15 protein-coding genes are annotated in these 21091 nt (G+C 43.2%); all 15 read left to right on the top strand.

Annotated features, from left to right (window positions below; translation table 11 throughout):
• The first annotated feature begins 37 nt into the window (after window positions 1-37).
• The 15 genes from FKG96_RS26610 (at window position 38) to FKG96_RS26540 (ending at window position 21089) form a co-directional block, all read left to right on the top strand.
• The gene (locus tag FKG96_RS26610; protein WP_130858146.1) at window positions 38-802 is read left to right on the top strand and encodes an SDR family NAD(P)-dependent oxidoreductase; all 765 of its coding nucleotides are present in this window, start codon (window positions 38-40) and stop codon (window positions 800-802) included.
• A gap of 98 nt (window positions 803-900) precedes the next feature.
• The gene (locus tag FKG96_RS26605; protein WP_130858084.1) at window positions 901-1758 is read left to right on the top strand and encodes a fumarylacetoacetate hydrolase family protein; all 858 of its coding nucleotides are present in this window, start codon (window positions 901-903) and stop codon (window positions 1756-1758) included.
• Window positions 1745-2578 carry an amidohydrolase gene (locus FKG96_RS26600; protein WP_130858083.1) on the top strand — a complete coding sequence of 278 codons (834 nt, stop codon included), beginning with the start codon at window positions 1745-1747 and terminating at the stop codon, window positions 2576-2578. Before FKG96_RS26605 ends, FKG96_RS26600 begins: the two co-directional genes overlap by 14 nt.
• 90 nt (window positions 2579-2668) lie before the next feature.
• Window positions 2669-3460, top strand: coding sequence for an SDR family oxidoreductase (locus FKG96_RS26595; protein ID WP_130858082.1), 792 nt, complete (start codon window positions 2669-2671; stop codon window positions 3458-3460).
• A 452-nt stretch (window positions 3461-3912) separates the two neighbouring features.
• Entirely contained in the window at window positions 3913-7089 is a 3177-nt protein-coding gene (locus FKG96_RS26590; RefSeq protein ID WP_130858081.1) for a TonB-dependent receptor, read from the top strand.
• Between the two features lie 7 nt (window positions 7090-7096).
• Window positions 7097-8848 (top strand): RagB/SusD family nutrient uptake outer membrane protein, encoded by a 1752-nt coding sequence (locus FKG96_RS26585; protein ID WP_130858080.1) that lies wholly within the window; start codon window positions 7097-7099, stop codon window positions 8846-8848.
• A gap of 11 nt (window positions 8849-8859) precedes the next feature.
• Complete coding sequence (locus FKG96_RS26580; protein ID WP_130858079.1) at window positions 8860-9288, top strand: DUF4945 domain-containing protein; 429 nt, start codon at window positions 8860-8862, stop codon at window positions 9286-9288.
• Between the two features lie 130 nt (window positions 9289-9418).
• A complete protein-coding gene (locus FKG96_RS26575; protein ID WP_013663922.1) occupies window positions 9419-10609 on the top strand; it encodes a glycoside hydrolase family 172 protein in 1191 nt (396 codons plus the stop codon).
• A gap of 10 nt (window positions 10610-10619) precedes the next feature.
• Window positions 10620-11858, top strand: coding sequence for a DUF6786 family protein (locus FKG96_RS26570; protein WP_130858078.1), 1239 nt, complete (start codon window positions 10620-10622; stop codon window positions 11856-11858).
• Between the two features lie 183 nt (window positions 11859-12041).
• Window positions 12042-13805 carry an L-fucose isomerase gene (locus FKG96_RS26565; protein ID WP_130858077.1) on the top strand — a complete coding sequence of 588 codons (1764 nt, stop codon included), beginning with the start codon at window positions 12042-12044 and terminating at the stop codon, window positions 13803-13805.
• A 9-nt stretch (window positions 13806-13814) separates the two neighbouring features.
• Window positions 13815-15155, top strand: coding sequence for an L-fucose:H+ symporter permease (gene fucP / locus FKG96_RS26560; protein WP_130858076.1), 1341 nt, complete (start codon window positions 13815-13817; stop codon window positions 15153-15155).
• Window positions 15156-15315: 160 nt separating this feature from the next.
• Window positions 15316-16977: a ribulokinase gene (locus FKG96_RS26555; protein ID WP_130858075.1), complete on the top strand. Its 1662-nt coding sequence runs from the start codon at window positions 15316-15318 to the stop codon at window positions 16975-16977.
• A gap of 30 nt (window positions 16978-17007) precedes the next feature.
• Window positions 17008-19641 carry a GH116 family glycosyl hydrolase gene (locus FKG96_RS26550; RefSeq protein ID WP_130858074.1) on the top strand — a complete coding sequence of 878 codons (2634 nt, stop codon included), beginning with the start codon at window positions 17008-17010 and terminating at the stop codon, window positions 19639-19641.
• 11 nt (window positions 19642-19652) lie between these two features.
• Window positions 19653-20726, top strand: coding sequence for a GTP-binding protein (locus tag FKG96_RS26545; protein WP_149106288.1), 1074 nt, complete (start codon window positions 19653-19655; stop codon window positions 20724-20726).
• 27 nt (window positions 20727-20753) lie between these two features.
• Window positions 20754-21089, top strand: a complete 336-nt coding sequence (locus tag FKG96_RS26540) for a hypothetical protein (protein WP_049794939.1) — start codon at window positions 20754-20756, stop codon at window positions 21087-21089.
• Window positions 21090-21091 lie beyond the last annotated feature (2 nt).

Here is a 21091-nt window from a genome sequence, read left to right as displayed (position 1 = left end):
CTGAATGCTGAAGGCCGATAGCTAAAAATAAAATATGATGTTTGATTTAACTGGAAAAAAAGCGATTATTACAGGAGGGGGAAGTGGTATCGGAAGAGCAATCAGCTTGTTGTTTGGAAAGCAGGGGGCTGAAGTGCATATATTAGAACTTAATGAGTCAGCGGCTTCGGCTGTTAGAGACGAGATTAAGGAAGCCGGTGGGAAGGCTTTCTCTCACGCTGTGAATGTGAGCGATCAAAGCGAAATGCTAGCGGTTGTGCAGGGAATCGGAGCGGTGGATATTTTGGTGAATAATGCCGGTATTGCTCATGTCGGCAATTTAGAAAACTGTAAAGTGGAAGATTTCGAACGTGTTTACAGTGTGAATGTCAAAGGAGCTTATAATGCTTTGTTTAGTGTTATCCCCTTGATGAAAGAGCGAAAAAAGGGTGCCATTCTGAATTTGGCATCAATTGCCTCACAGGTTGGTATTACTGATCGATTTGCCTATTCCATGAGCAAAGGTGCTATTGCTGCGATGACATTGTCGGTTGCTCGTGATTATATTGATTATGGGATACGCTGTAATAGTATTTCGCCGGCAAGAGTACATACACCTTTTGTGGACGGCTTTATTGCTAAAAATTATCCGGGCAAAGAAGAAGAAATGTTTGCTAAATTAGCCGCTAGCCAGCCCATTGGACGGATGGCTAAACCGGAGGAAATAGCCTCGTTAGCACTTTATCTATGTTCTGACGAAGCTGATTTCATTACGGGCAATGACTATCCAATTGATGGAGGCTTTATTAAGTTGAATAATTAACAGCTTTCTGCTTTCAGAAGTCAGCTTTCGGCCAATTGAAAACGAATTAAAGCTGAAGGCCGATGCCTGATAGCTAAAAGCTAAAAGCTAATAATAATATGAAACTAATCCGTTACGGTGAGCCTAGCCGTGAAAAAATAGGTGTACAGATAGAAGAAAAAAATTACGATGTATCCGCTTTCGGCGGTGATTTTAACGAGCAGTTCTTCCAAGAAAATGGATTGGCTCGCTTAGAAGAGTTTATAAAGGCAAATAAGGAAACCTTAGTGGAGGTCCCCGAAGGAACGCGACTGGGCAGCCCGATTGCCAGGCCATCAAAAATTGTCTGTATTGGTTTGAACTATCGCGATCATGCAGAAGAAACCAATGCGAAGATTCCTGCCGAACCCATCATATTTATGAAATCGACCACTTCAATGGTTGGACCAAATGATGCGATCGTTATACCGAAAGGTTCTACTAAAACGGACTGGGAGGTCGAATTTGGTATTGTCATTGGAAAGAAAGCGAGTTACGTAGAAGAGACAGCAGCCATGGATTATGTTGCTGGTTATGTATTACATAATGATGTCTCTGAAAGAGAATATCAATTAGAGCGCGGCGGAACATGGGATAAGGGAAAAGGATGCGATACCTTTGCTCCTATAGGTCCTTTTTTGGCGACCCAAGATGAGATAAGCGATATAAATAATGTCCGTTTATGGCTCAGTGTTAATGGTAAAGTTGTTCAAGATGGCAATACTAAGAATCTAATTTTTAAAGTACCATTCATTGTTTCGTATATTAGCCAGTTTATGACCTTATTGCCTGGAGATGTTATCTCTACAGGAACACCGGCAGGAGTGGGTCTCGGATTTAATCCACCCGTATACTTAAAGCCTGGGGATATAGTGGAGTTGGGAGCTGAAGGTCTAGGCACCTCTAAACAAGTAGTAAAAGCTTATGAAGCGCATTGATTCGCATCAACATTTTTGGAATTATAATGCTGTGAAAGATGCTTGGATAACAGACGACATGGCCGCTATCCAGCATGACTTTTTACCTACGGATTTGGAGGGCCTTTTGCAAGCCAATGAAGTCGATGCTTGCGTAGCTGTACAAGCTGATCAGTCTGAACAGGAGACTAACTTTTTGCTGAATCTGGCAAAACAATTCTCGTTCATTAAAGGCGTAGTGGGCTGGGTCGATTTGAAAACTGCACATATCGAAGAGCGTTTGGCTCATTATAGTCTGTTTCCCAAATTGAAAGGATTCAGGCATATTTTGCAAGGAGAGCCCGACCCTCACTTTATGTTGAGTCCATCCTTTATCCGAGGTGTGGCAGCATTGCACAAATTTGGATTTAGTTATGATATATTGGTTAAACCTAAGCAATTACCTGCTGTCATTAAGTTCCTTACGCATTTCGATAGTGAACAACGCTTTGTAATCGATCACTTAGCTAAGCCTTACATCGCTGCTAAAAAGACAGAACCTTGGGCAACCGAGATGGCCCTATTAGCGCGTCATAACAACTTATATTGCAAGCTGTCGGGCATGGTGACCGAAGCGAATTGGAAGCACTGGAAGATGGATGATTTTTCATTTTATATCAATCATCTCTTGGATACGTTTGGCCCTTCCAGACTTATGTTCGGTTCCGATTGGCCGGTTTGCCTGGTGGCGGCCCAATATGAACAGGTTGTAAGTTTGTTAGATAAGCATCTCGGATCGCTAACATTAGCGGAGCAAGAAGCGATATGGTATAAAAACGCAGAGGAATTTTACAGACTTTAATTAGCTGTCGGCTATCGGATATCAGCCATCAGCTAATTTCGCTGAGCAGAAAGCTGAAAACCGAAAGCTGATAGCTCAAAGCTACAACAAATGGATTTAAAACTTAAAGATAAAATCATCATTGTAACAGGGGGAGCGAAAGGTATTGGCCGAAGTATAGCGGTGACCTTAGCAAAGGAAGGGGCTGTACCGGTTATTATTGGTAGAAAAAAGCCCGACAATGATACCGTTGTGGATGAAATTATTGCGCAGGGTGGACGGGCTTTCGGTGTGGAAGCCGAATTAACCCAAGCAGAGGCCTGTAAGAATGCTGTGGAGCAGACCTTAAGGAAGTTCGGTAGAATTGATGGGCTGGTAAACAATGCCGGACTGAACGATGGAGTCAGTTTAGAGAGTGGAAATTACGAGTTGTTTTTGAAAGGACTTCATAATAGTTTAGTACATTATTATCTTATGGCGCATTATGCGCTACCTTCACTCAAAGAGCATAAAGGGGTGATTCTGAACATTAGCTCAAAAACGGCCGAAACCGGACAGGGAGGAACATCCGCCTATGCAGCTTCCAATGGAGCAAGGAATGCACTGACGCGGGAATGGGCTGTCGAACTATTGCCTTATCATATTCGAGTCAACGCCATCGTCGTAGCAGAATGTGCCACACCTCAATATGATAGCTGGATACAAACCTTAGACAATCCAGAGGAAACGCTTAGACAAATAACAAGCAGAATCCCACTGGAAAATCGAATGACTACGTCTGAAGAAATTGCAGCCATGGCCGTGTTTTTATTATCGCCCCAGTCTTCCCATACAACGGGGCAATTAATCCATGTAGACGGCGGTTATGTGCATCTCGATCGCGCCGTAGGCGCCGGAATTTAAAGATCGCTTTTACTGAAATAGGAAATGAGGAAATTGGTAATTGGGGAGTGGTTAACCGCTCCCTTTACTATTTTATTACTTCTCTGCTATTTATTCTATTTGAGACAAATAGACGAATCATTGATACAATTTGTAGAACAATAAATTTGCTTGCTTAACCGATTAAGCTTAATATTGTATCATTATAAGCCAAATATTTTTCTTCTTACTAATCTCCTTGATACGGTCACAGAAGCAGTTTGCTTAAACGTTTAAAGAGAGACTTGCTAATAAAATTACGATAAACAGAATTAGAAACGGGGATATTTAAAACACATTTGTTTAATCGATTAAGCTAATGAAAAACTTATGAAACAATCATTCAATTCAGGTTAAGCTCCTATCGAAAGTTTGAGCTTGCGCCCGATAGGAGCGAATAACGAACCAATTAGAAAACTTAACTCATTATGCTAATGAATTTTTTACAACGACTCGCAGCATGGCGCTGTAGAGGAGAGACTCTTTTGCCTATACCTTTTATACGAGCGTTATGTGTAGGCACATTGCTCATTTACCTGATCGGTGCACAAACTTTCGAAGCGCATGCCCGTCAGCAAACCCGAAAAATCATTGGTCGTGTACTAGATGAAGCGGGGGAACGGTTGGCCGGTGTTAGTGTGTCCGTAAAGGGCATCGCCGCCAGCACGCAAACCGATTCCTTGGGACGTTTTGAAATGGATGTGCCCATTAACACAACGCATTTGCTATTTACATATGTCGGAAAAGAGGTTTTAGAATTAACGTTGACGAGTGTTCGTGAGTATACGGTTACCTTAAGCGATGATGCGCAAGCACTCGAAGAGGTGGTTGTTTCAACTGGTTACATGACCCAAAAGAAAGCGGATTTAACAGGAGCTGTCAGCTTGATAAAAAGAGCAGATTTTACGAAAACACCCAGCGCCAATGTGATGCGATCCCTCCAAGGTAAAATTCCGGGCGTCCGGATCACAACCGATGGTAACCCGGCCGAAAACGTAGGTATCCAGGTTCGCGGAGTTACTTCCTTCAATTCTGCGCCGGCGTTGATCGTACTTGATGGACAACCGGTAAATATCAATCTTCGGGATATCAATCCTAATGATATTGAATCGATTCAGATCTTGAAAGACGCGTCATCCGCTTCTATTTATGGTGCGCGTGCAGCTGGGGGTGTTATTCTGGTAAACACAAGGAAAGGACAAAAAGGAGGTACACAGATCACCTATGAAGGTTATGTCGGAACATCTAAGATTACCGGTGTACCAAAAATGCTCGATGCCGTTGGTTATGGGCGTGGCCTATGGCAAGCTACTGTTAATGATGGGGATGATCCGTCTACTGCGATACGGATTTATGATTACGATTGGAACTATGATAACAATGGTGTCCCGGTACTAAACAGTGTAACACCAATTCCGTGGTTAAATGCGGCTCAAACAATGCCTTCATCAAACACAAATTGGTTTAAGGAAGGGACGAGGGAGGGGATTCAAACCAATCACCAGTTGACAATAACGGGGGGAGGTGAAAAATCGACTAGCCTCTTTTCTTTGAATTATTATAACAACGAAGGTACACAGCTTACTTCATATTTTAAACGTTTGGCAGGACGCTTTAATAACGAATACCAATTACTCAACGGACGAGTGACGATCGGCGAAAATTTAACGCTTACCCATCTGCGTTTTCGGGATGTCAGCCGAACTTACGAATTTTTAGTTATGCCTCCGAACATTCCGGTGTACGATAACAACGGAGCTTGGGGTGGTGTAGCTATGCCGTTAGGCATGGATGACTTTAATAACCCAATCCGTGACCTAATGCTTAATAAAGATAACATTGGAAATTTTATGAAGGTTTTGGGAACTGCCTATGCTAATGTGAAAATATTAGATAACCTGAACTTTAAAACACAATATGGTGTCGATTACAGTATGTGGTATGATCGAAATATCCAGCGGAAGTGGGAAGAGGCAGGGGGCAAAAGCAGCAGTTTAAATGGGGTTAGACAAAACAACTGGCACGATATCGGTCAAACCTGGACCAATACCTTAGTCTATAACTTGGAGTTGAATAACAATCGCTTCGATATCTTAGGAGGTATTGAAACCTATAAATTTACCAATGAAAGTGTAAATGTATATCGCGAAGGGATTCTGCTGGAAGACCGAGCTTATGCCTATCTATCTACTGCTACGGGAGAAAGAAGGGACCTCGCGGGAGGGGGAAACGAACGGCGTATTTTGTCCTTCTTTGGAAAAATCAACTATGCTTATAAATCCAAATATCTGCTGTCGGCCACTTTTAGACGTGATGGCGCCTCCGTTTTTGGAGAGAATAATCGATATGGTAACTTCCCGGCTTTTTCAGCGGGATGGAGATTAAAAGATGAAGCATTTTTGAAACAAGCTGATTTTTTATCAGATTTGAAACTCCGCGCCAGCTGGGGTAAAAATGGTAACTCACAACCTGTTTTAACGGGGAGATTCACCGATATTTATGTTCCGGATGTGAATGGCACCTCCTATGCAATAGGCGGGAATCCCTCAGGTAATATTCCATCTGGTTACAGAAGGAGTAGTTTGGGGAATCCTGACCTCAAATGGGAAACAACAACGCAGACCAATATAGGGGTCGACTATGCGTTTCTTGATAATCGCTTATCGGGGTCCTTTGATTGGTTTACCAAAAAGACCACGGATATGCTTTTTGAACCGCCTTACATTGCAGCCTTGGGAGAAGGAGGTTACCGGTGGGTGAATGGAGCCAATATGACCAACAAAGGTTTCGAATTTTTGCTCAGCTGGGGGGAATCAAGAAATGACTTTTCATACACGATCACAGGGAATTTTTCGGCCTATAAAAATGAAGTGCACGATGTACCAGCAAATGTTCGCTTTGCTTATGGTGGAAATGGCTTAACGGATGATATTATTGGTCGGCCGTTAAACTCGTTATACGGATTGGTAGCCGATGGTATTTTCAAAACCCAGGAAGAAGTTGATAATGCGCCACAACAGCAAGGAAAAGGGGTCGGTAGGATTCGCTATAAGGATCTCGATGGTGACGGCGTGATTAACGAAATTTATGATCGTACATGGATTGCGATTACCGATCCTGATTTAATGGCAGGCTTAAATTTCGAGGCGCGTTACAAAAATTTCGATATAACCTTTTTCCTTCAAGGCGTATTTGGGAATGATGTTCGTAATACGTGGAAAGAACTAAGCGATTTCTGGAATATCGGAGTTCAGAATGACCGGAATCATCCCAGTCGCATACTAGACGCGTGGACACCTCATAACCCGGACTCAGACATCCCTGCTTTATCTAGGCGTGATGCAAATGGAGAAAAAAGGTTATCAACCTACTTTATTGAAAACGGATCTTATATCAAGTTGCGAACATTAGATATCGGCTATACATTCCCTCAAAAGTGGATGGATTCTTGGCACTTAAGCAGACTTCGACTTTACGTATCAGGTCAAAACTTGTTTACGCTGAAGAAAACTTGGGGAGATGACCGGTTTACAGGGGGAGATCCCGAAAATCCGGGTTTTGGTTACCCAATGCCAAGAACATTATTTGTAGGAGTTAATGTGACATTCTAATCTTATTATGATGAAAACAGTTCAATTGTATATAACCCTGACTTTACTGATCTTATCAGCGGGGTGTCAGAAATTTTTAGAGGTCGACACCAAGGGTGTTTTATCGCAAAGTCAAGCAGAAGACCCTGCTCAAATAGAAAGTTTTGTAGTGGCCGCCTATTCACACATGTCTTCGTTGGGATTTGCAGACACACACAATCCCTGGATTCAATCTGTTCGTTCAGATGACGCTTATAAGGGAGGTGGTGGTTTGAGTGATCAAACACCGTGGTACGAAATGGAAACCTTTACCGGTGTAACACCAAACGTCGGCAATAACGACGGTCCTTGGTACCGCGGTTATGTTGGGATTAGCCGAGCAAACATTGCTTTGCGTTTACTGAATGCGGTAGATGCGTCCACGTTTCCAAATAAGGATCAGCGAATCGCAGAAATGAAATTTCTACGCGGATGGATCTACCTTGGTATGAAACTAAGATGGAAATATGTGCCCATAATTGACGAGAACACACCTTCTGACGCAGTAGTGGTAGAAGGTATTTCGAATCGACCGGATGGCATGGCGAATGATTTGCCTTTATGGGATTGGATTATTCAAAATTTCGAAGATGCGGCAGCTATTTTGCCTGAGACCCAAGCTGAAAAAGGTCGACCAACAAAATATGCGGCACACGCGCTAGCTGCAAAGGCCTTGCTTTTTAGAGCATACGAACAAAACGATCGGCATCAAGTGATTAACATTAACAAGGAAACGCTGCAGAGAGCATTGGACCACTTAGATGCAATTATGGCCGTAGACGGGGCTGTTTATGATTTACAAGCGGACTTTGGAGATAATTTTATGATTGAATTCGATAACGCTACCAAGGAGGCGCTTTGGGAGATACAATATTCCATTGATGACGGCACAACGGATGGTCATATCAATCGAGGTAATGAGCTCAATGCTCCCTGGTGGGCGCCATACTTTACCTGCTGCGACTTCAATAAAGTTTCACATACAATGATCAATGCTTTTAAAACAGACGAAACGGGTTTGCCTGATTTCCAGAACTACAACAATACGGAAATGAAAGGCAATACCTATGTTGAATTTTTTAAAAGTCATGAATTTGATCCACGATTAAGTCATACAGCTGCTATACCAGGCTATCCCTGGAAATACGATAATAATTTATTGTATCAAGAATCAGGGTCACGCGCTCCTTTCCAATATGGCTACTTCAACTCCATGAAAGAACAGGTTCATCCCGATTGCGACTGTATTTTTCGGCCATTTTATGTAATGAATTCGATGAATGAAAAAGTTATCCGCTACTCCGAAGTTTTACTGTGGAAGGCCGAGGTACTTATCCAGCTCGATCGCTTTAATGAAGCATTGCCATTGATTAATCGTATACGCCAACGAGCCGCGAACAGTACACAGCGCTTGCATAAACCGGATGGTTCTTTGTGGATGGATTATAAAGTGGAAACGTATAAACCTGGGGTAAACGTGACCTGGACAAAAGAGTTCGCTTGGCAGGCTTTGATGTGGGAAAACAGATTGGAATTTTCCATGGAGGGGCGACGCTTTTTTGATTTGATGCGATGGGGACAGTTAGAACCTGTTATGAATGCTTTTATTAATAAAGAGAAAACGCGATTTGATTGGTATAATCAAGGGCGCTTTACCGCAGGTAGAGATGAATTTTTGCCGATCCCCCAAGCGCAGATGAATTGGTCTAAAGGTAGTTATAAACAAAATCCCGGCTATTAAACTATCATATTATGAAAATAGTACTTATATATATATTCTCGCTGTCCGCGCTCTTTTTTACCGGTTGTAACGATCGCGATATGCTGGAAAGAAAAGATGGAGTAAGTTTACCTGCCGTTGAGGGATTAACTATGCAGCGAGTAGATGATAAGCATGTTCGCTTAACATGGAATATTCCAGACAATATTCCAAACGAGATAGAACTACCGGTCAACGTTTTTGTTGAAGTTAAGGAAATCGTTAACGTGACTAAAACGCTTCCTGTTTTCAATACGACATTGTCAAACGCACCTTCAGAATTCATTTATGAAATTCCCGATATTGCTAAAACTTACCATATAACCATTAAGCTAAACGGTTCGACAAAAGTAAAAGATGTAAACTATTCAAGTAATATCTATTCTTTAGGCCAAACGGCGGTTATTGCCGAAGGTCAGTGAGACGGATTGTTGAAGAAATGATAAAAAATAAATGGCTTTTATTTGTTTGTTTAAACGATTAAGCTTACTATTGTAAAACCAAAATGAAGATAACCGGCAATCGGTTTCCAATTATTAAACTAATGCTTTTATGAACCTTAAGAAAAATATGATGAAAAAATTTCTGGCAGCGCTAATCGGTCTTTTCATTTATTCATTTACGTACGCACAGCAACAGGGCGCATTCAATGGTCTCGACATGAACATGGGCACGCTGTCCAAGTTATCGGATGCCAAAACCCGTTCAATTAGTCCCGAAAATTTTTCCGGTGCTAAAGGAAAGGGCGGTATGGCAGATCCGGTTAAGCAGGCAGGTCAGCGAAATGTAGCGAATTCCGCCTCTCAGGCACGTGACTTAGGTCTTGGTTGGAAAGTGAATCCTTATATTACTATCAATGGAGGCGAGACCTTCACGATTGCTGAAATGGAAGGCCCAGGGGCGGTGCAGCATATCTGGATGACACCTACAGGCAATTGGAGTTACTCTATTATCCGTTTCTATTGGGATGATGAAACGGAGCCTTCTATTGAAGCTCCGGTTGGTGCTTTTTTCGGAATGGCTTGGAACGAATTCGCTCCGTTGAGCTCTATGGCAGTCACGGTGAATCCGGGTAGTGCCTTTAATTGTTATTGGAAGATGCCGTTCCGAAAAAAATGTAGAATTACGGTTGAAAATATTAACAGCGAACCCATGAACCTGTATTATCAGGTAGATTATACGTTAACAGATGTAGGGGAAGAGGAGGCTTATTTACATGCACAATACCGCCGTTCAAATCCAAATTCAACTTCGCTTCACACCATTTTAGATGGCGTCAAAGGAAAAGGTCATTATGTAGGTACCTACATGGGCGTAGGCGTAAACAATAACGGCTGGTGGGGTGAAGGCGAGATTAAGTTCTTTATGGATGGCGATAAAGACTTCGCTACTATTGTAGGTACGGGTACCGAGGATTACTTCTGCGGTTCTTACAATTTTGAAAATAAGAAAACACATCAATATCAGGAATACTGCACGCCCTTCGCCGGTTTGCATCAGGTGATCCGTCCAGACGGTGTCTATCAAGCGCAACAACGCTTTGGCATGTATCGCTGGCACATTATGGACCCAATCCGCTTCGATAGTGATCTGAAGGTGACGATTCAAGACTTAGGATGGCGTTCCGAGGGACGATATTTACCGCAAAAATCGGATATTATTACCGTTGCTTTCTGGTATCAACGCGAGCCCCATGCTCGTTTTCCGAAATTACCGGCGAAAAACGATTTGGAAGTTAACTAAGATGAAAAGAATGAAGCAGCGTATTATTGTCTCAAGCATACTGGCTCTTTTTAGTGTTGCTTGCAGTCAATCGTCAAAAAAATCAGATAAACAAGCAACGATAGCCTCTAAAGAAATGACCACCTATAAACCCGGCTCGTTCGGTTATGATATTGCCTTTTTATCTAAACGGGATAGTGTTATTGTGCTTAAAGATGTGCACGGAGATGCGCAGGTGGTAGTCTCGCCCAAATATCAAGCAAAGGTATTTACCAGTACGGCAGATGGAGAAAGGGGTAGAAGTTTTGGCTGGATCAACTACGCTGCTTTTGATAAGAAAGATGAGCACATGAATGCTTACGGAGGCGAAGATAGGTTATGGTTAGGGCCGGAAGGCGGGAAGTTCTCTTTGTTCTTTGAACCGAAAAGCACAATGGAGTTTGCTAATTGGCATACTCCGTCGGCAGTAGATACAGAGCCTTGGGAAGTCAGCGCTTCCAATGATAGAGAGGTAACGCTTCATAAGCAGACTGCGATTACGAATTATGCCGGTACTGAGCTACAAATCCAACTTTCGAGAAACATCGAAATTCTTGAAAAAAAGGATATCGAGCAAGTACTGGGACTTTCTTGGAGTGAAAGCATAAAAACAGTAGGTTTTCGAACAACTAATAAAATCCTTAATCAAGGTGACAAAGCTTGGGATAAGCAAAGTGGCGCACCTTGTCTATGGAGCTTAGATATGTTCACTCCGACGCCTAAAACCGTCATTATAATTCCGTTTGAGAAGGAAGTTAAGGGTAAAATTGCTACTACGGATTATTTCGGAGAGATATCAAAGGACAGACTGATCGCAAAGGATAGCGTGCTGTTGTTTAAGGCTGATGGAAAATCGCGAGGGAAGCTCGGCATACCTCCTCAACGCGTTAAGCCAATTGCAGGCAGCTATGCTGCGGACACGAAAGTGTTAACCATCACTTATTTCGATATTCACCCGAAAGCAACTTATCTCAACCAAGAGTGGACACCGGATAAGGACCCCTTTACCGGCGATGCAATGAATGCTTATAATGATGGTCCGTTAGCAGACGGCAGTCAGATGGGGCCTTTTTATGAAATTGAAAGCGTATCACCGGCTGCTTTTTTAAAGCCTAAAGAAGAATTGACACATCACCATTATGTCTTTCATTTTACCGGCGAGGAAGAGGACTTAGACACCATTGCGCAAAAGGTGCTCGGAATATCGTTGAAGGAAGCGAAAATTGAGTAGGAAATCGTAAAATGGTTGAGTAGGAAAATAGTTAAGTAGTGGATGCCTGTCTGCCGGTAGATTGGAATGAGGAGTCATGAGTGAGTTGTGGCAGTGGCAACTGGATTATAAGAGTGGCAGTAGCACGTACTGACAGGGTTTTGAATTTTGACTTTTGACTTTTGAATTTAACACGATTAATAAATGAACAACTATCCCAAAATAGGAATTAGGCCCATTATCGACGGCCGCTTAGGAGGTATCCGCGAATCATTGGAAGAAACGACTATGAATATGGCGCAGGATGTGGCTGCTTTATTTCAGTCAGAGTTGCGTTACCCTGACGGAAGTCCGGTGCAATGTGTGATTGCCGATACTTGTATCGGCGGCGTAAGGGAGGCCGCCGATTGTGCACAAAAGTTCGAAGCCGAAAATGTCGGTGTTTCTTTGTCTGTAACACCTTGCTGGTGTTATGGTTCAGAAACAATGGATATGAATCCCTTGTTGCCGAAAGCAATTTGGGGTTTCAATGGGACAGAACGCCCTGGTGCGGTGTATTTGGCAGCTACCCTTGCGGCCCACAACCAAAAGGGACTTCCAGCTTTTGGTATCTATGGCGAGGATGTACAAGATATGGGAGATCGCTTTATTCCGGATGATGTAAAAGAAAAACTGTTGAGCTTTGCACGCGCGGGTTTAGCAGTAGCCATCATGCGCGGAAAATCGTATTTAGCCATTGGTTCGGTTTCTATGGGCATAGTGGGATCAATCGTTGATGCTGACTTTTTTCAGAATTATTTAGGCATGCGTAATGAATACGTTGATTCGTCAGAAGTGCTACGCAGAATTCAACTGAATTTGTTTGATCAGGATGAATATGAACGGGCGCTAGCTTGGACAAAAAAATACTGTAAAGAAGGTGAGGATTTTAATCAATCTCATAAAGTAAAATCGCGCGCCGAAAAAGATAACGATTGGGAATTTGTAGTGAAAATGACCCTTATTATCCGCGACCTCATGATCGGGAACAAAAAGTTAAAGGATATGGGCTATGCTGAAGAAGCACACGGGCATCATGCCTTGGTATCGGGCTTCCAAGGGCAACGCCAATGGACCGATTTCCTGCCGAACGGCGATTTTTCAGAAGCATTGCTGAATTCTTCCTTCGATTGGAATGGCAAACGTGCCCCCTTTATAGTAGCTACCGAAAACGATTCGTTGAACGGGGTGTCCATGCTGTTTAATTACTTATTGACGAATAAAGCGCAGATTTTTGCCGATGTCCGAACCTTTTGGAGCCCGGATGCGGTTGAGCGTGTTTCGGGTTGGCGGCCTACAGGTGTTGCTCAACATGGCTTTATCCATTTAATTAACTCCGGAGCCGCTACGCTGGATGGCACCGGTAAACAGAAATACGAAGGAGAGCCTGTGATGAAACCACATTGGGAAATTAGCGATGAAGAAGTGGAAGCTTGCTTAGCAGCGACCACTTGGCATCCGGCAAATCTCGATTATTTTAGAGGAGGCGGCTATTCGTCCAAATTTTTGACAGAGGGCGGTATGCCGGTTACGATGTGTCGTTTAAATCTGGTGAAAGGTGTAGGACCGGTATTGCAACTGGCCGAAGGGTGGACTGTCGAGCTTCCGGAAAATGTGAATAGGTTACTGGATGAACGAACGGATCGCACATGGCCAACTACTTGGTTTGTACCGAAAACCACAGGAGAAGGCGCGTTTCGTGACGTTTATAGTGTAATGGCTGCTTGGGGCTCCAACCACGGCGCTATTAGTCATGGACATATCGGTGCCGATCTATTGACGCTGGCATCCATGCTTCGGATCCCTGTTTGTATGCATAACGTTGAATCCCCTCGCATTTTTAGACCCAGCGCCTGGAATGCCTTTGGTATGGACCATGAAGGTGCTGATTACCGCGCCTGTGCCAGTTATGGACCACTATATAAATAAGCCATGTTTATGAATAAAAAAACAACAGGGTCGCTTTTCCGAACCAAGGATGGTATAAACTACCTCGTTCCTTTTATGTTTATCTGCAGTCTTTTTTTGCTATGGGGCTTTGCTCATGGTTTATTGGACGTGTTGGATAAGCACTTTCAGGATACGCTACAGGTTTCTAAGGCGCAATCCGGATTTGTCCAATTTTCCCTTTATATCGGTTACTTGGCAATGGCCATCCCTGCGGGCATTTTTATGAAACGTTACGGATATCAAAAGGGAATTATTCTGGGACTAACCCTTTTTGGGATAGGAGCGTTTTTGTTTTATCCGGCAGCAAAATTTGAAGCTTTTATTCCCTTTTTGCTAGCCTTATTTGTAATTGCTTGCGGACTGGCCTGTTTGGAAACAGCCGCGAATCCCTATTCTACCGTGTTAGGCTCGCAAGAGGAGGAGTTTGCAGCACGGCGTATCAATATTTCCCAGTCGTTCAACGGACTGGGGTGGATTTTAGGACCTTTGATGGGTGGTTTGTTTATTTTCGGTGCCGAACAACAGGACGGCGCCGAAAAATTTGATTCGCTGGTAAAACCGTATATGGGCATCGGCTGTGTGGTTGTAGTGGTCGCTGTTATTTTTATGTTGATTAAATTACCCGATATTGAGGAAAAAAGCGAGGAAGAGTCTGAAGAGAACCCGAAAATGGGCCGACTGTTAAAACATCCTGCCTTTATTGCTGCAGTAATTGCTCAGTTTCTTTATGTGGCCGCCCAAACTGGTGTTAATTCTTTCTTCATTAACTACGTAACGGAAGAAATTCCAAACGTAACAGGCCCGGTCGCTAACATGATGCAACACTTAGGTTATTTTGGAGAGGTCTTTATGCCGAAGAATGCAGAGCAGGCAGCCTCCGTAATTCTTGCAATCGGAGGCATGGGCTTATTCTGGATAGGGAGAATATCCGGGGCGTATCTCATGAAATTTCTAAAACCTAAAAAATTGCTGGCTATTTATGCGCTTATTAATACAGCCTTAATGGTTTTCGTACAGTTAGCATTAGGTTGGGGCTCTGTTATCGCCTTATTTAGCTGCTACTTCTTTATGTCTGTCATGTTCCCAACTATTTTTGCTTTAGGAATCCACGGCTTGGGGTCGCTTACAAAAAAAGCATCCTCTTTTCTTGTTATGGCAGTAGCAGGAGGAGCCTTTTGTCCACCTATTATGGGCGTAGTTGCCGATCATTCAAGTATGTCTGTAGCGTTTTTCATTCCGATGCTATGTTTTGCGTTCATTGCTTGGTACGCGATCTGGGGGGTCGGCAAAATAGAACATGATAATGAGATTATCTTGCATCATCATTAATACGTTAAGTAGTTAAATAGTTGAGTGGTTAAATAGTCGACCAACTGTTCAACAACTCCTGTCTGAAAGGCACAACGAATAACCGGTAACTAATCACCAATAACGAACAACAAATAACCAATGGCCTATAGCTTACTGCTTATGGCATAAAGCTGAAGAAATGAATTCCAATTACTGTATAGGTGTAGATTTTGGCACGGATTCCGTGCGCGCGCTCATTGTTGATGCGCATTCCGGGGAAGAGATAGCTGCCGCCGTACACCCCTATCCGCGTTGGCGAGACGGTTTGTATTGCAATCCTATTCGTAATCAATTTCGTCAACATCCCAAAGATTATATAGAAGGCTTAGAACAAACTATTAAGGCTTGTCTGAAACAGGCGGGCAGCGTGGTGCGTGCTAATATTCGGGCCATTTCGGTAGACACGACAGGGTCGACACCTGTTGCAGTGGACGCTGCCGGTACGCCGCTAGCCCTTTTGCCGGGCTTTGCCGATAATCCCAATGCCATGTTTGTTCTTTGGAAGGATCATACCGCGGTAGAGGAGGCTGCTGCTATAAATGCTTTAGCAAAAAAATTTAATATCGATTATTTGAAGTATGTGGGTGGAATATATTCCTCTGAATGGTTTTGGGCTAAACTACTCCATGTAGTGAAGTCCGATGAAGCGGTGTATAAGGCATGTTATACTTGGGTTGAACATTGCGATTGGATGCCTTTTTTACTAACAGGTGGAAAGCACGCTGATCAAATCAAAAGAGGGATCTGCACAGCGGGACATAAAGGGCTCTGGTCAAGTGAGTATGATGGATTACCTTCTGATGATTTTTTTGCGACACTTGATCCTCGTTTGATGAAGGTGGTAAAAACTTATCCCAAAAGGGTTTATACTGCTGACCAACTGGCCGGAAGCCTAAGTGAGGAATGGGCTGATCGTCTGGGTTTATCCACACAGGTTTTAATCGGTATTGGGGCCATGGATGCGCATATGGGGGCTGTAGGAGGGCAGATAGAACCTTATTTTCTAAGTAAGGTGATGGGAACTTCTACTTGTGATATGTTAATCGTGCCGCCCCATGAATTGGGACATCGGGTTGTAAGAGGAATCTGCGGACAGGTAAACGGCTCGATCATCCCGGGGATGATTGGCTTGGAGGCCGGACAATCTGCTTTTGGGGATGTATATGCTTGGTTTAAACAACTGCTTTTATGGCCTGTACAACATTTGTCCAACTCCAATTCTGCAGACCCAATCTTAACGCGCCAGCTGTATGCTCGTTTACAGGACCAATTATTGGACGGACTTGCAAATGAAGCTGCTAAACTAACTTTCGACGAATCGAGCGAATTGGCGGTTGACTGGTTAAATGGGCGAAGGACACCGGACGCAAATCAGCAATTGAAAGGTCTTGTTAGTGGCTTAACTTTAGGAAGCAGCGCCCCTAGTATATATCGTTCATTGGTTGAAGCAACCTGTTTTGGTGCACGTAAGATAGTAGAACGATTTCAAGAAGAAGGCATTCCGGTAAAGGGGCTAATTGGTGTAGGGGGGATCGCTCAAAAATCGCCCTTCATTATGCAAATGTTAGCTGATATTCTAGGAATGCCACTTAAAGTGCATCGATCGGAGCAAACCTGTGCACTTGGCGCTGCTATGTTCGCGGCGACCGTAGCGGATATTTATCCTTCTGTGGAAAAAGCGATGGAAGCGATGGGGCCAGGATTTGATCGTGTCTACCATCCGAATATAACATATACCGAATTGTACGAAAAGCGTTATCAGCGATATAATCAGTTAGGCGTTTGTATAGAAAAGGCTTAACAGCCAGTTTTAAACCTAAAAATATGAATTATGCAACAGAAAAAAGATCGGCGGAACTTTCTTCGTAATCTCGCATTGGGAGGAGTTGCCGTAGGTGCGGCACCTTCAACGCTCTTTGCCTCTACCAATGAAAGCCCTATAGAAAAGGAACAGCAAAGCTGTAGACAATTCACGAAGGAGGAGCATGACCGAGTATTCAACGGACCATATGTTGGTCATCACCTCGATAAGATTGCTTTTCCCATTGGTGGAATCGGTGCCGGTATGTTCTGTTTGGAAGGCTCCGGCGCAATTTCGCACGTCTCCATCCGTCATAAACCGGAGCTGTTTCATGAACCTACCATTTTTGGCGCTGTAGCCATTAAAGGTCGAGCAAACAGTGCGAAAGTGTTGGAAGGACCGGTGCCGGACTGGAAGCTTTTCGGTTATAAGGATTATGGTGGCGGTAGTGGTGGTACAACTTATGGCCTACCTCACTTCGAGCAAGCTGAATTTTTAGCACGGTTTCCTTTTGCGGAGATCCAGCTACGTGATGATAAGTTTCCGTTACAAGTACGACTGGAGGCGTGGAGTCCTTTCGTTCCTTCTGATGCCGATAATTCCAGCCTGCCGGTTGGTGCTTTAACGTACCGATTCATTAATACTTCACAAGAAAACCTCGAGGCTGTTTTTTCTTTCAACAGCCGAAACTTTGTAGTTCAACCGGAAGGAGAGGGATCGATAAAGAAAATACAAAAAGGCTTCCTCCTATCGCAGGCTAAAACAGAGGGTAAAAATAATTTAGCGACCGACTTTGCCATTTTTGCAGATACCAGGGACGAGGTAATTGTTGATTATTGCTGGTTCAGAGGAGGCTGGTTTGATCCCCTAACCATGGTGTGGAATACCATTAAGGATGCCAATGTAAAAGCGGTAGATCCTATTGACAAGGATGCACCTGGAGCTTCCCTCTTTATTCCTTTTCAATTAGGGGCGAATGAAGAGAAGGAAATCCGAATCCTTATGGCATGGTATGTGCCCGAATCAAATGAGAAAGCAGGGCAAGCCATGCCAGACGACAAAACAGGCAAAGAAGCTTGTTGCACTACACCGGCCGCCTTAGGTATGGGGGAAGATAAGCCGATTCCTACAAATTATAAACCTTGGTATAGCCAAAGATTTAAGCATATGGAGGAGCTGGTTGACTATTGGAAAACCAATTACACAACACTTTATAAAAACACGGCCTTATTTCGGGATACCTTTTATGCTTCCACTTTACCGCCTGAAGTATTGGAGGCAGTAGCTGCTAATTTAAGCATTTTGAAAACGCCGACCGTAAGAAGACAGCACGACGGTCGTCTTTGGGCCTACGAGGGAATCTTTCCGCATAACGGTTGCTGTGACGGGTCTTGTACGCATGTATGGAACTATGCGCAAGCATTGCCTCATCTGTTCCCCTCCTTGGAAAGAAGCTTACGACTCACGGAATTTTGTGAAAATCAAAATGCAGAAGGGCATCAGGGCTTTCGAGCTAATTTGCCGATCAGTCCGTTGAAACACGATTTTCACGCTGCGGCTGATGGCCAATTGGGCGGGATTATGAAAGTTTATCGAGATTGGCGAATATCGGGTGATGATGAGTGGATGAAAAAGCTTTACCCGATGGTACAAAAGAGTTTGGATTATTGCATTCAAACTTGGGATCCCAACGGCAAAGGGATCTTGGAAGAACCGCATCATAATACCTATGATATCGAATTTTGGGGCCCAAATGGTATGTGCACAAGCTTTTATTTAGGAGCACTGAAGGCACTGATCGAAATGGGGCGCTATCAAAGGAAAAATATGAAACGTTACGAGACTTTGTATGATCGCGGAAGGGCCTATATGGAAGATCAGCTGTATAATGGCGAATATTTTATTCAAAAGATACAGTGGACAGGTTTGAAGGCCCCGGATCCAACCAAAGCGCAATCCTTTCATACACAGTATACACCCGAGGCCATCGAAATATTGAAAAAAGAGGGGCCAAAGTATCAATATGGTACAGGCTGTCTTTCGGATGGTGTAATCGGTGCTTGGATGGCGGCGATGTGCGGATTGGAAAATCCGTTAGACCAAGAAAAGGTAAACAGCCATTTACGTGCGGTGCATCAATACAATCTCAAAAACGATTTAACAGATCATATCAACCCACAGCGACCGACTTATGCGATGGGACATGAAGGTGGTTTGTTGCTCTGTACTTGGCCTAAAGGAGGCATGCTTTCGCTGCCTTTCGTGTATAGTAATGAGGTGTGGACAGGTATCGAGTATCAAGTAGCTTCGCACTTGATGCAGATCGGTGAAACTGATAAAGGACTTGAGATTATCAGCGCTTGCAGAAAGCGGTATGATGGACGTATAAGAAACCCATTTAATGAATACGAATGTGGAAGTTGGTATGCCAGAGCAATGGCTAGTTATGCTTGTTTACAGGCAATGACGGGAGTGCGCTACGATGCAGTGGACAAAGTGCTTTATATTGATTCCAAAATCGGTGATTTCTCTTCTTTCTTGTCTACAGACAAAGGCTTTGGATTGGTGAGTTTAAAAAATGGTCAGGCAAAGTTGGACGTTGTTTATGGTGAAATACCAGCGAAAGAAATTTCACTATCAGGTAAAAAAGTGAGACTTGGTTAAAATAAAGGCATATGCATTTAAATCTTTTAAGCGGTTTTTTGGGCAGTGGGAAAACTACGGCTATTAACCATGCATGCAAATTATTGCAGATGCAAGGATTTAGAGTAGGTGTTATTACAAACGATCAGGGAACGGAATTAGTAGACACCCAATTTATGGCTCGAGAAGGCATCCTCACTGAGGAAGTGACGGGAAGCTGCTTCTGTTGCAACTTCGAGTCGTTTACTCGTAATATGAATCAGCTGCTTGAGCAGCATCAGGTTGATTTGATTTTTGCGGAGTCGGTTGGTTCTTGCACGGATTTGATTTCGACGATTCTTAATCCTTTACGTCGATATTATGGTGAAATCAAAATAACCTTATCTGTTTTCGCCGATGCGAAGCTTTTGCCTATAGCTTTGGGACATTCCCGAATTTTTAAAGATAGTGTAAATTACATTTATAAGCGTCAACTGGAGGAGGCCGACTTGCTGATCATCAACAAAGTAGACCTTTTAGAGCCAACCGAATTAGCTGTTTTGGATTCGTTGATCAAAAAAGAATTTCCCGATAAGCAGGTGGTCTTTCAAAGCTCCTTACAGCGTGAATCTATTCTGAATTGGTTGCAGAAAACGGAAACATATGAGCATTTTAAGGAAAGAACATCACTTTTTATTGATTATGATATATATGGGAAAGGTGAGGCAGCCCTAACTTGGCTTGATTACAACTTGGAGCTGGTTTCTTCGGAAGGGCGTGCGGGCCACGCTGCTGAGCTATTGATTAGCATGTTAAACAGGATGATTCGCGAGCGCAATTTGCCTATAGGACACCTGAAATTTTTAATCGAAGGCGGAGAAGAGAGTCAGAAATTAAGTTTTACTACCATGGAAACAGCGGATTTTCGTATACAACTATCAGGCAAGCTTGACAAGCTTCGGATGCTTATAAATGCACGCGTCCAATGTCGGCCTAAATCGTTACAAGGTATTGTCGATAAAGCTTTACAGCGGGTTGCAAAACAGAACGGTGTAAAAATAGCCTTGCTGAAGACAAGTATATTTGTTCCTGGATATCCCAGACCTACACATCGAATCATTACCTAGATCATTATTGATTAGTAAGAAATCCTTATGAAGATAAAAAGAAATACGGTGGTGAGCTTGCGCTATAGAATGTCAAATAGCAAGGGTGAAATTCTTGAAGATTTGATGAATGGCCCGGCCATTGAATATCTCTATGGAGATGGAAAGATTGATCCACAATTAGAGCAGGAGCTGGCGGGTTTACAAAAAGGAGATCAAAAGAAAATTACGCTCGAAAAGAATGTAGGGAAAGGTCTTGATGATAGTTTTGAGCTGGAAGTGATTATCGATACGGTCCGCTTAGCTAATAAGGCGGAAATTGCAAGCGGCCTGCATGAGAAACTAGTCAACTGCGACGAAGACTGTGTTTGCTATAAATCATAAAA

The organism is Olivibacter sp. LS-1 (assembly GCF_008245145.1).
Classification (GTDB): Bacteria; Bacteroidota; Bacteroidia; order Sphingobacteriales; family Sphingobacteriaceae; genus Olivibacter; species Olivibacter oleidegradans.
Note: the sequence above shows the minus strand (reverse complement) of the source record. Positions and strands in the feature narration are given on the sequence as shown.

Bases quoted from the DNA above. Each gene is read 5' to 3' on its own strand.
- FKG96_RS26610 (WP_130858146.1), top strand. From the start codon at position 38: ATGTTTGATTTAACTGGAAAAAAAGCGATTATTACAGGAGGGGGAAGT.
- FKG96_RS26605 (WP_130858084.1), top strand. From the start codon at position 901: ATGAAACTAATCCGTTACGGTGAGCCTAGCCGTGAAAAAATAGGTGTA.
- FKG96_RS26600 (WP_130858083.1), top strand. From the start codon at position 1,745: ATGAAGCGCATTGATTCGCATCAACATTTTTGGAATTATAATGCTGTG.
- FKG96_RS26595 (WP_130858082.1), top strand. From the start codon at position 2,669: ATGGATTTAAAACTTAAAGATAAAATCATCATTGTAACAGGGGGAGCG.
- FKG96_RS26590 (WP_130858081.1), top strand. From the start codon at position 3,913: ATGAATTTTTTACAACGACTCGCAGCATGGCGCTGTAGAGGAGAGACT.
- FKG96_RS26585 (WP_130858080.1), top strand. From the start codon at position 7,097: ATGATGAAAACAGTTCAATTGTATATAACCCTGACTTTACTGATCTTA.
- FKG96_RS26580 (WP_130858079.1), top strand. From the start codon at position 8,860: ATGAAAATAGTACTTATATATATATTCTCGCTGTCCGCGCTCTTTTTT.
- FKG96_RS26575 (WP_013663922.1), top strand. From the start codon at position 9,419: ATGAACCTTAAGAAAAATATGATGAAAAAATTTCTGGCAGCGCTAATC.
- FKG96_RS26570 (WP_130858078.1), top strand. From the start codon at position 10,620: ATGAAGCAGCGTATTATTGTCTCAAGCATACTGGCTCTTTTTAGTGTT.
- FKG96_RS26565 (WP_130858077.1), top strand. From the start codon at position 12,042: ATGAACAACTATCCCAAAATAGGAATTAGGCCCATTATCGACGGCCGC.
- fucP (WP_130858076.1), top strand. From the start codon at position 13,815: ATGAATAAAAAAACAACAGGGTCGCTTTTCCGAACCAAGGATGGTATA.
- FKG96_RS26555 (WP_130858075.1), top strand. From the start codon at position 15,316: ATGAATTCCAATTACTGTATAGGTGTAGATTTTGGCACGGATTCCGTG.
- FKG96_RS26550 (WP_130858074.1), top strand. From the start codon at position 17,008: ATGCAACAGAAAAAAGATCGGCGGAACTTTCTTCGTAATCTCGCATTG.
- FKG96_RS26545 (WP_149106288.1), top strand. From the start codon at position 19,653: ATGCATTTAAATCTTTTAAGCGGTTTTTTGGGCAGTGGGAAAACTACG.
- FKG96_RS26540 (WP_049794939.1), top strand. From the start codon at position 20,754: ATGAAGATAAAAAGAAATACGGTGGTGAGCTTGCGCTATAGAATGTCA.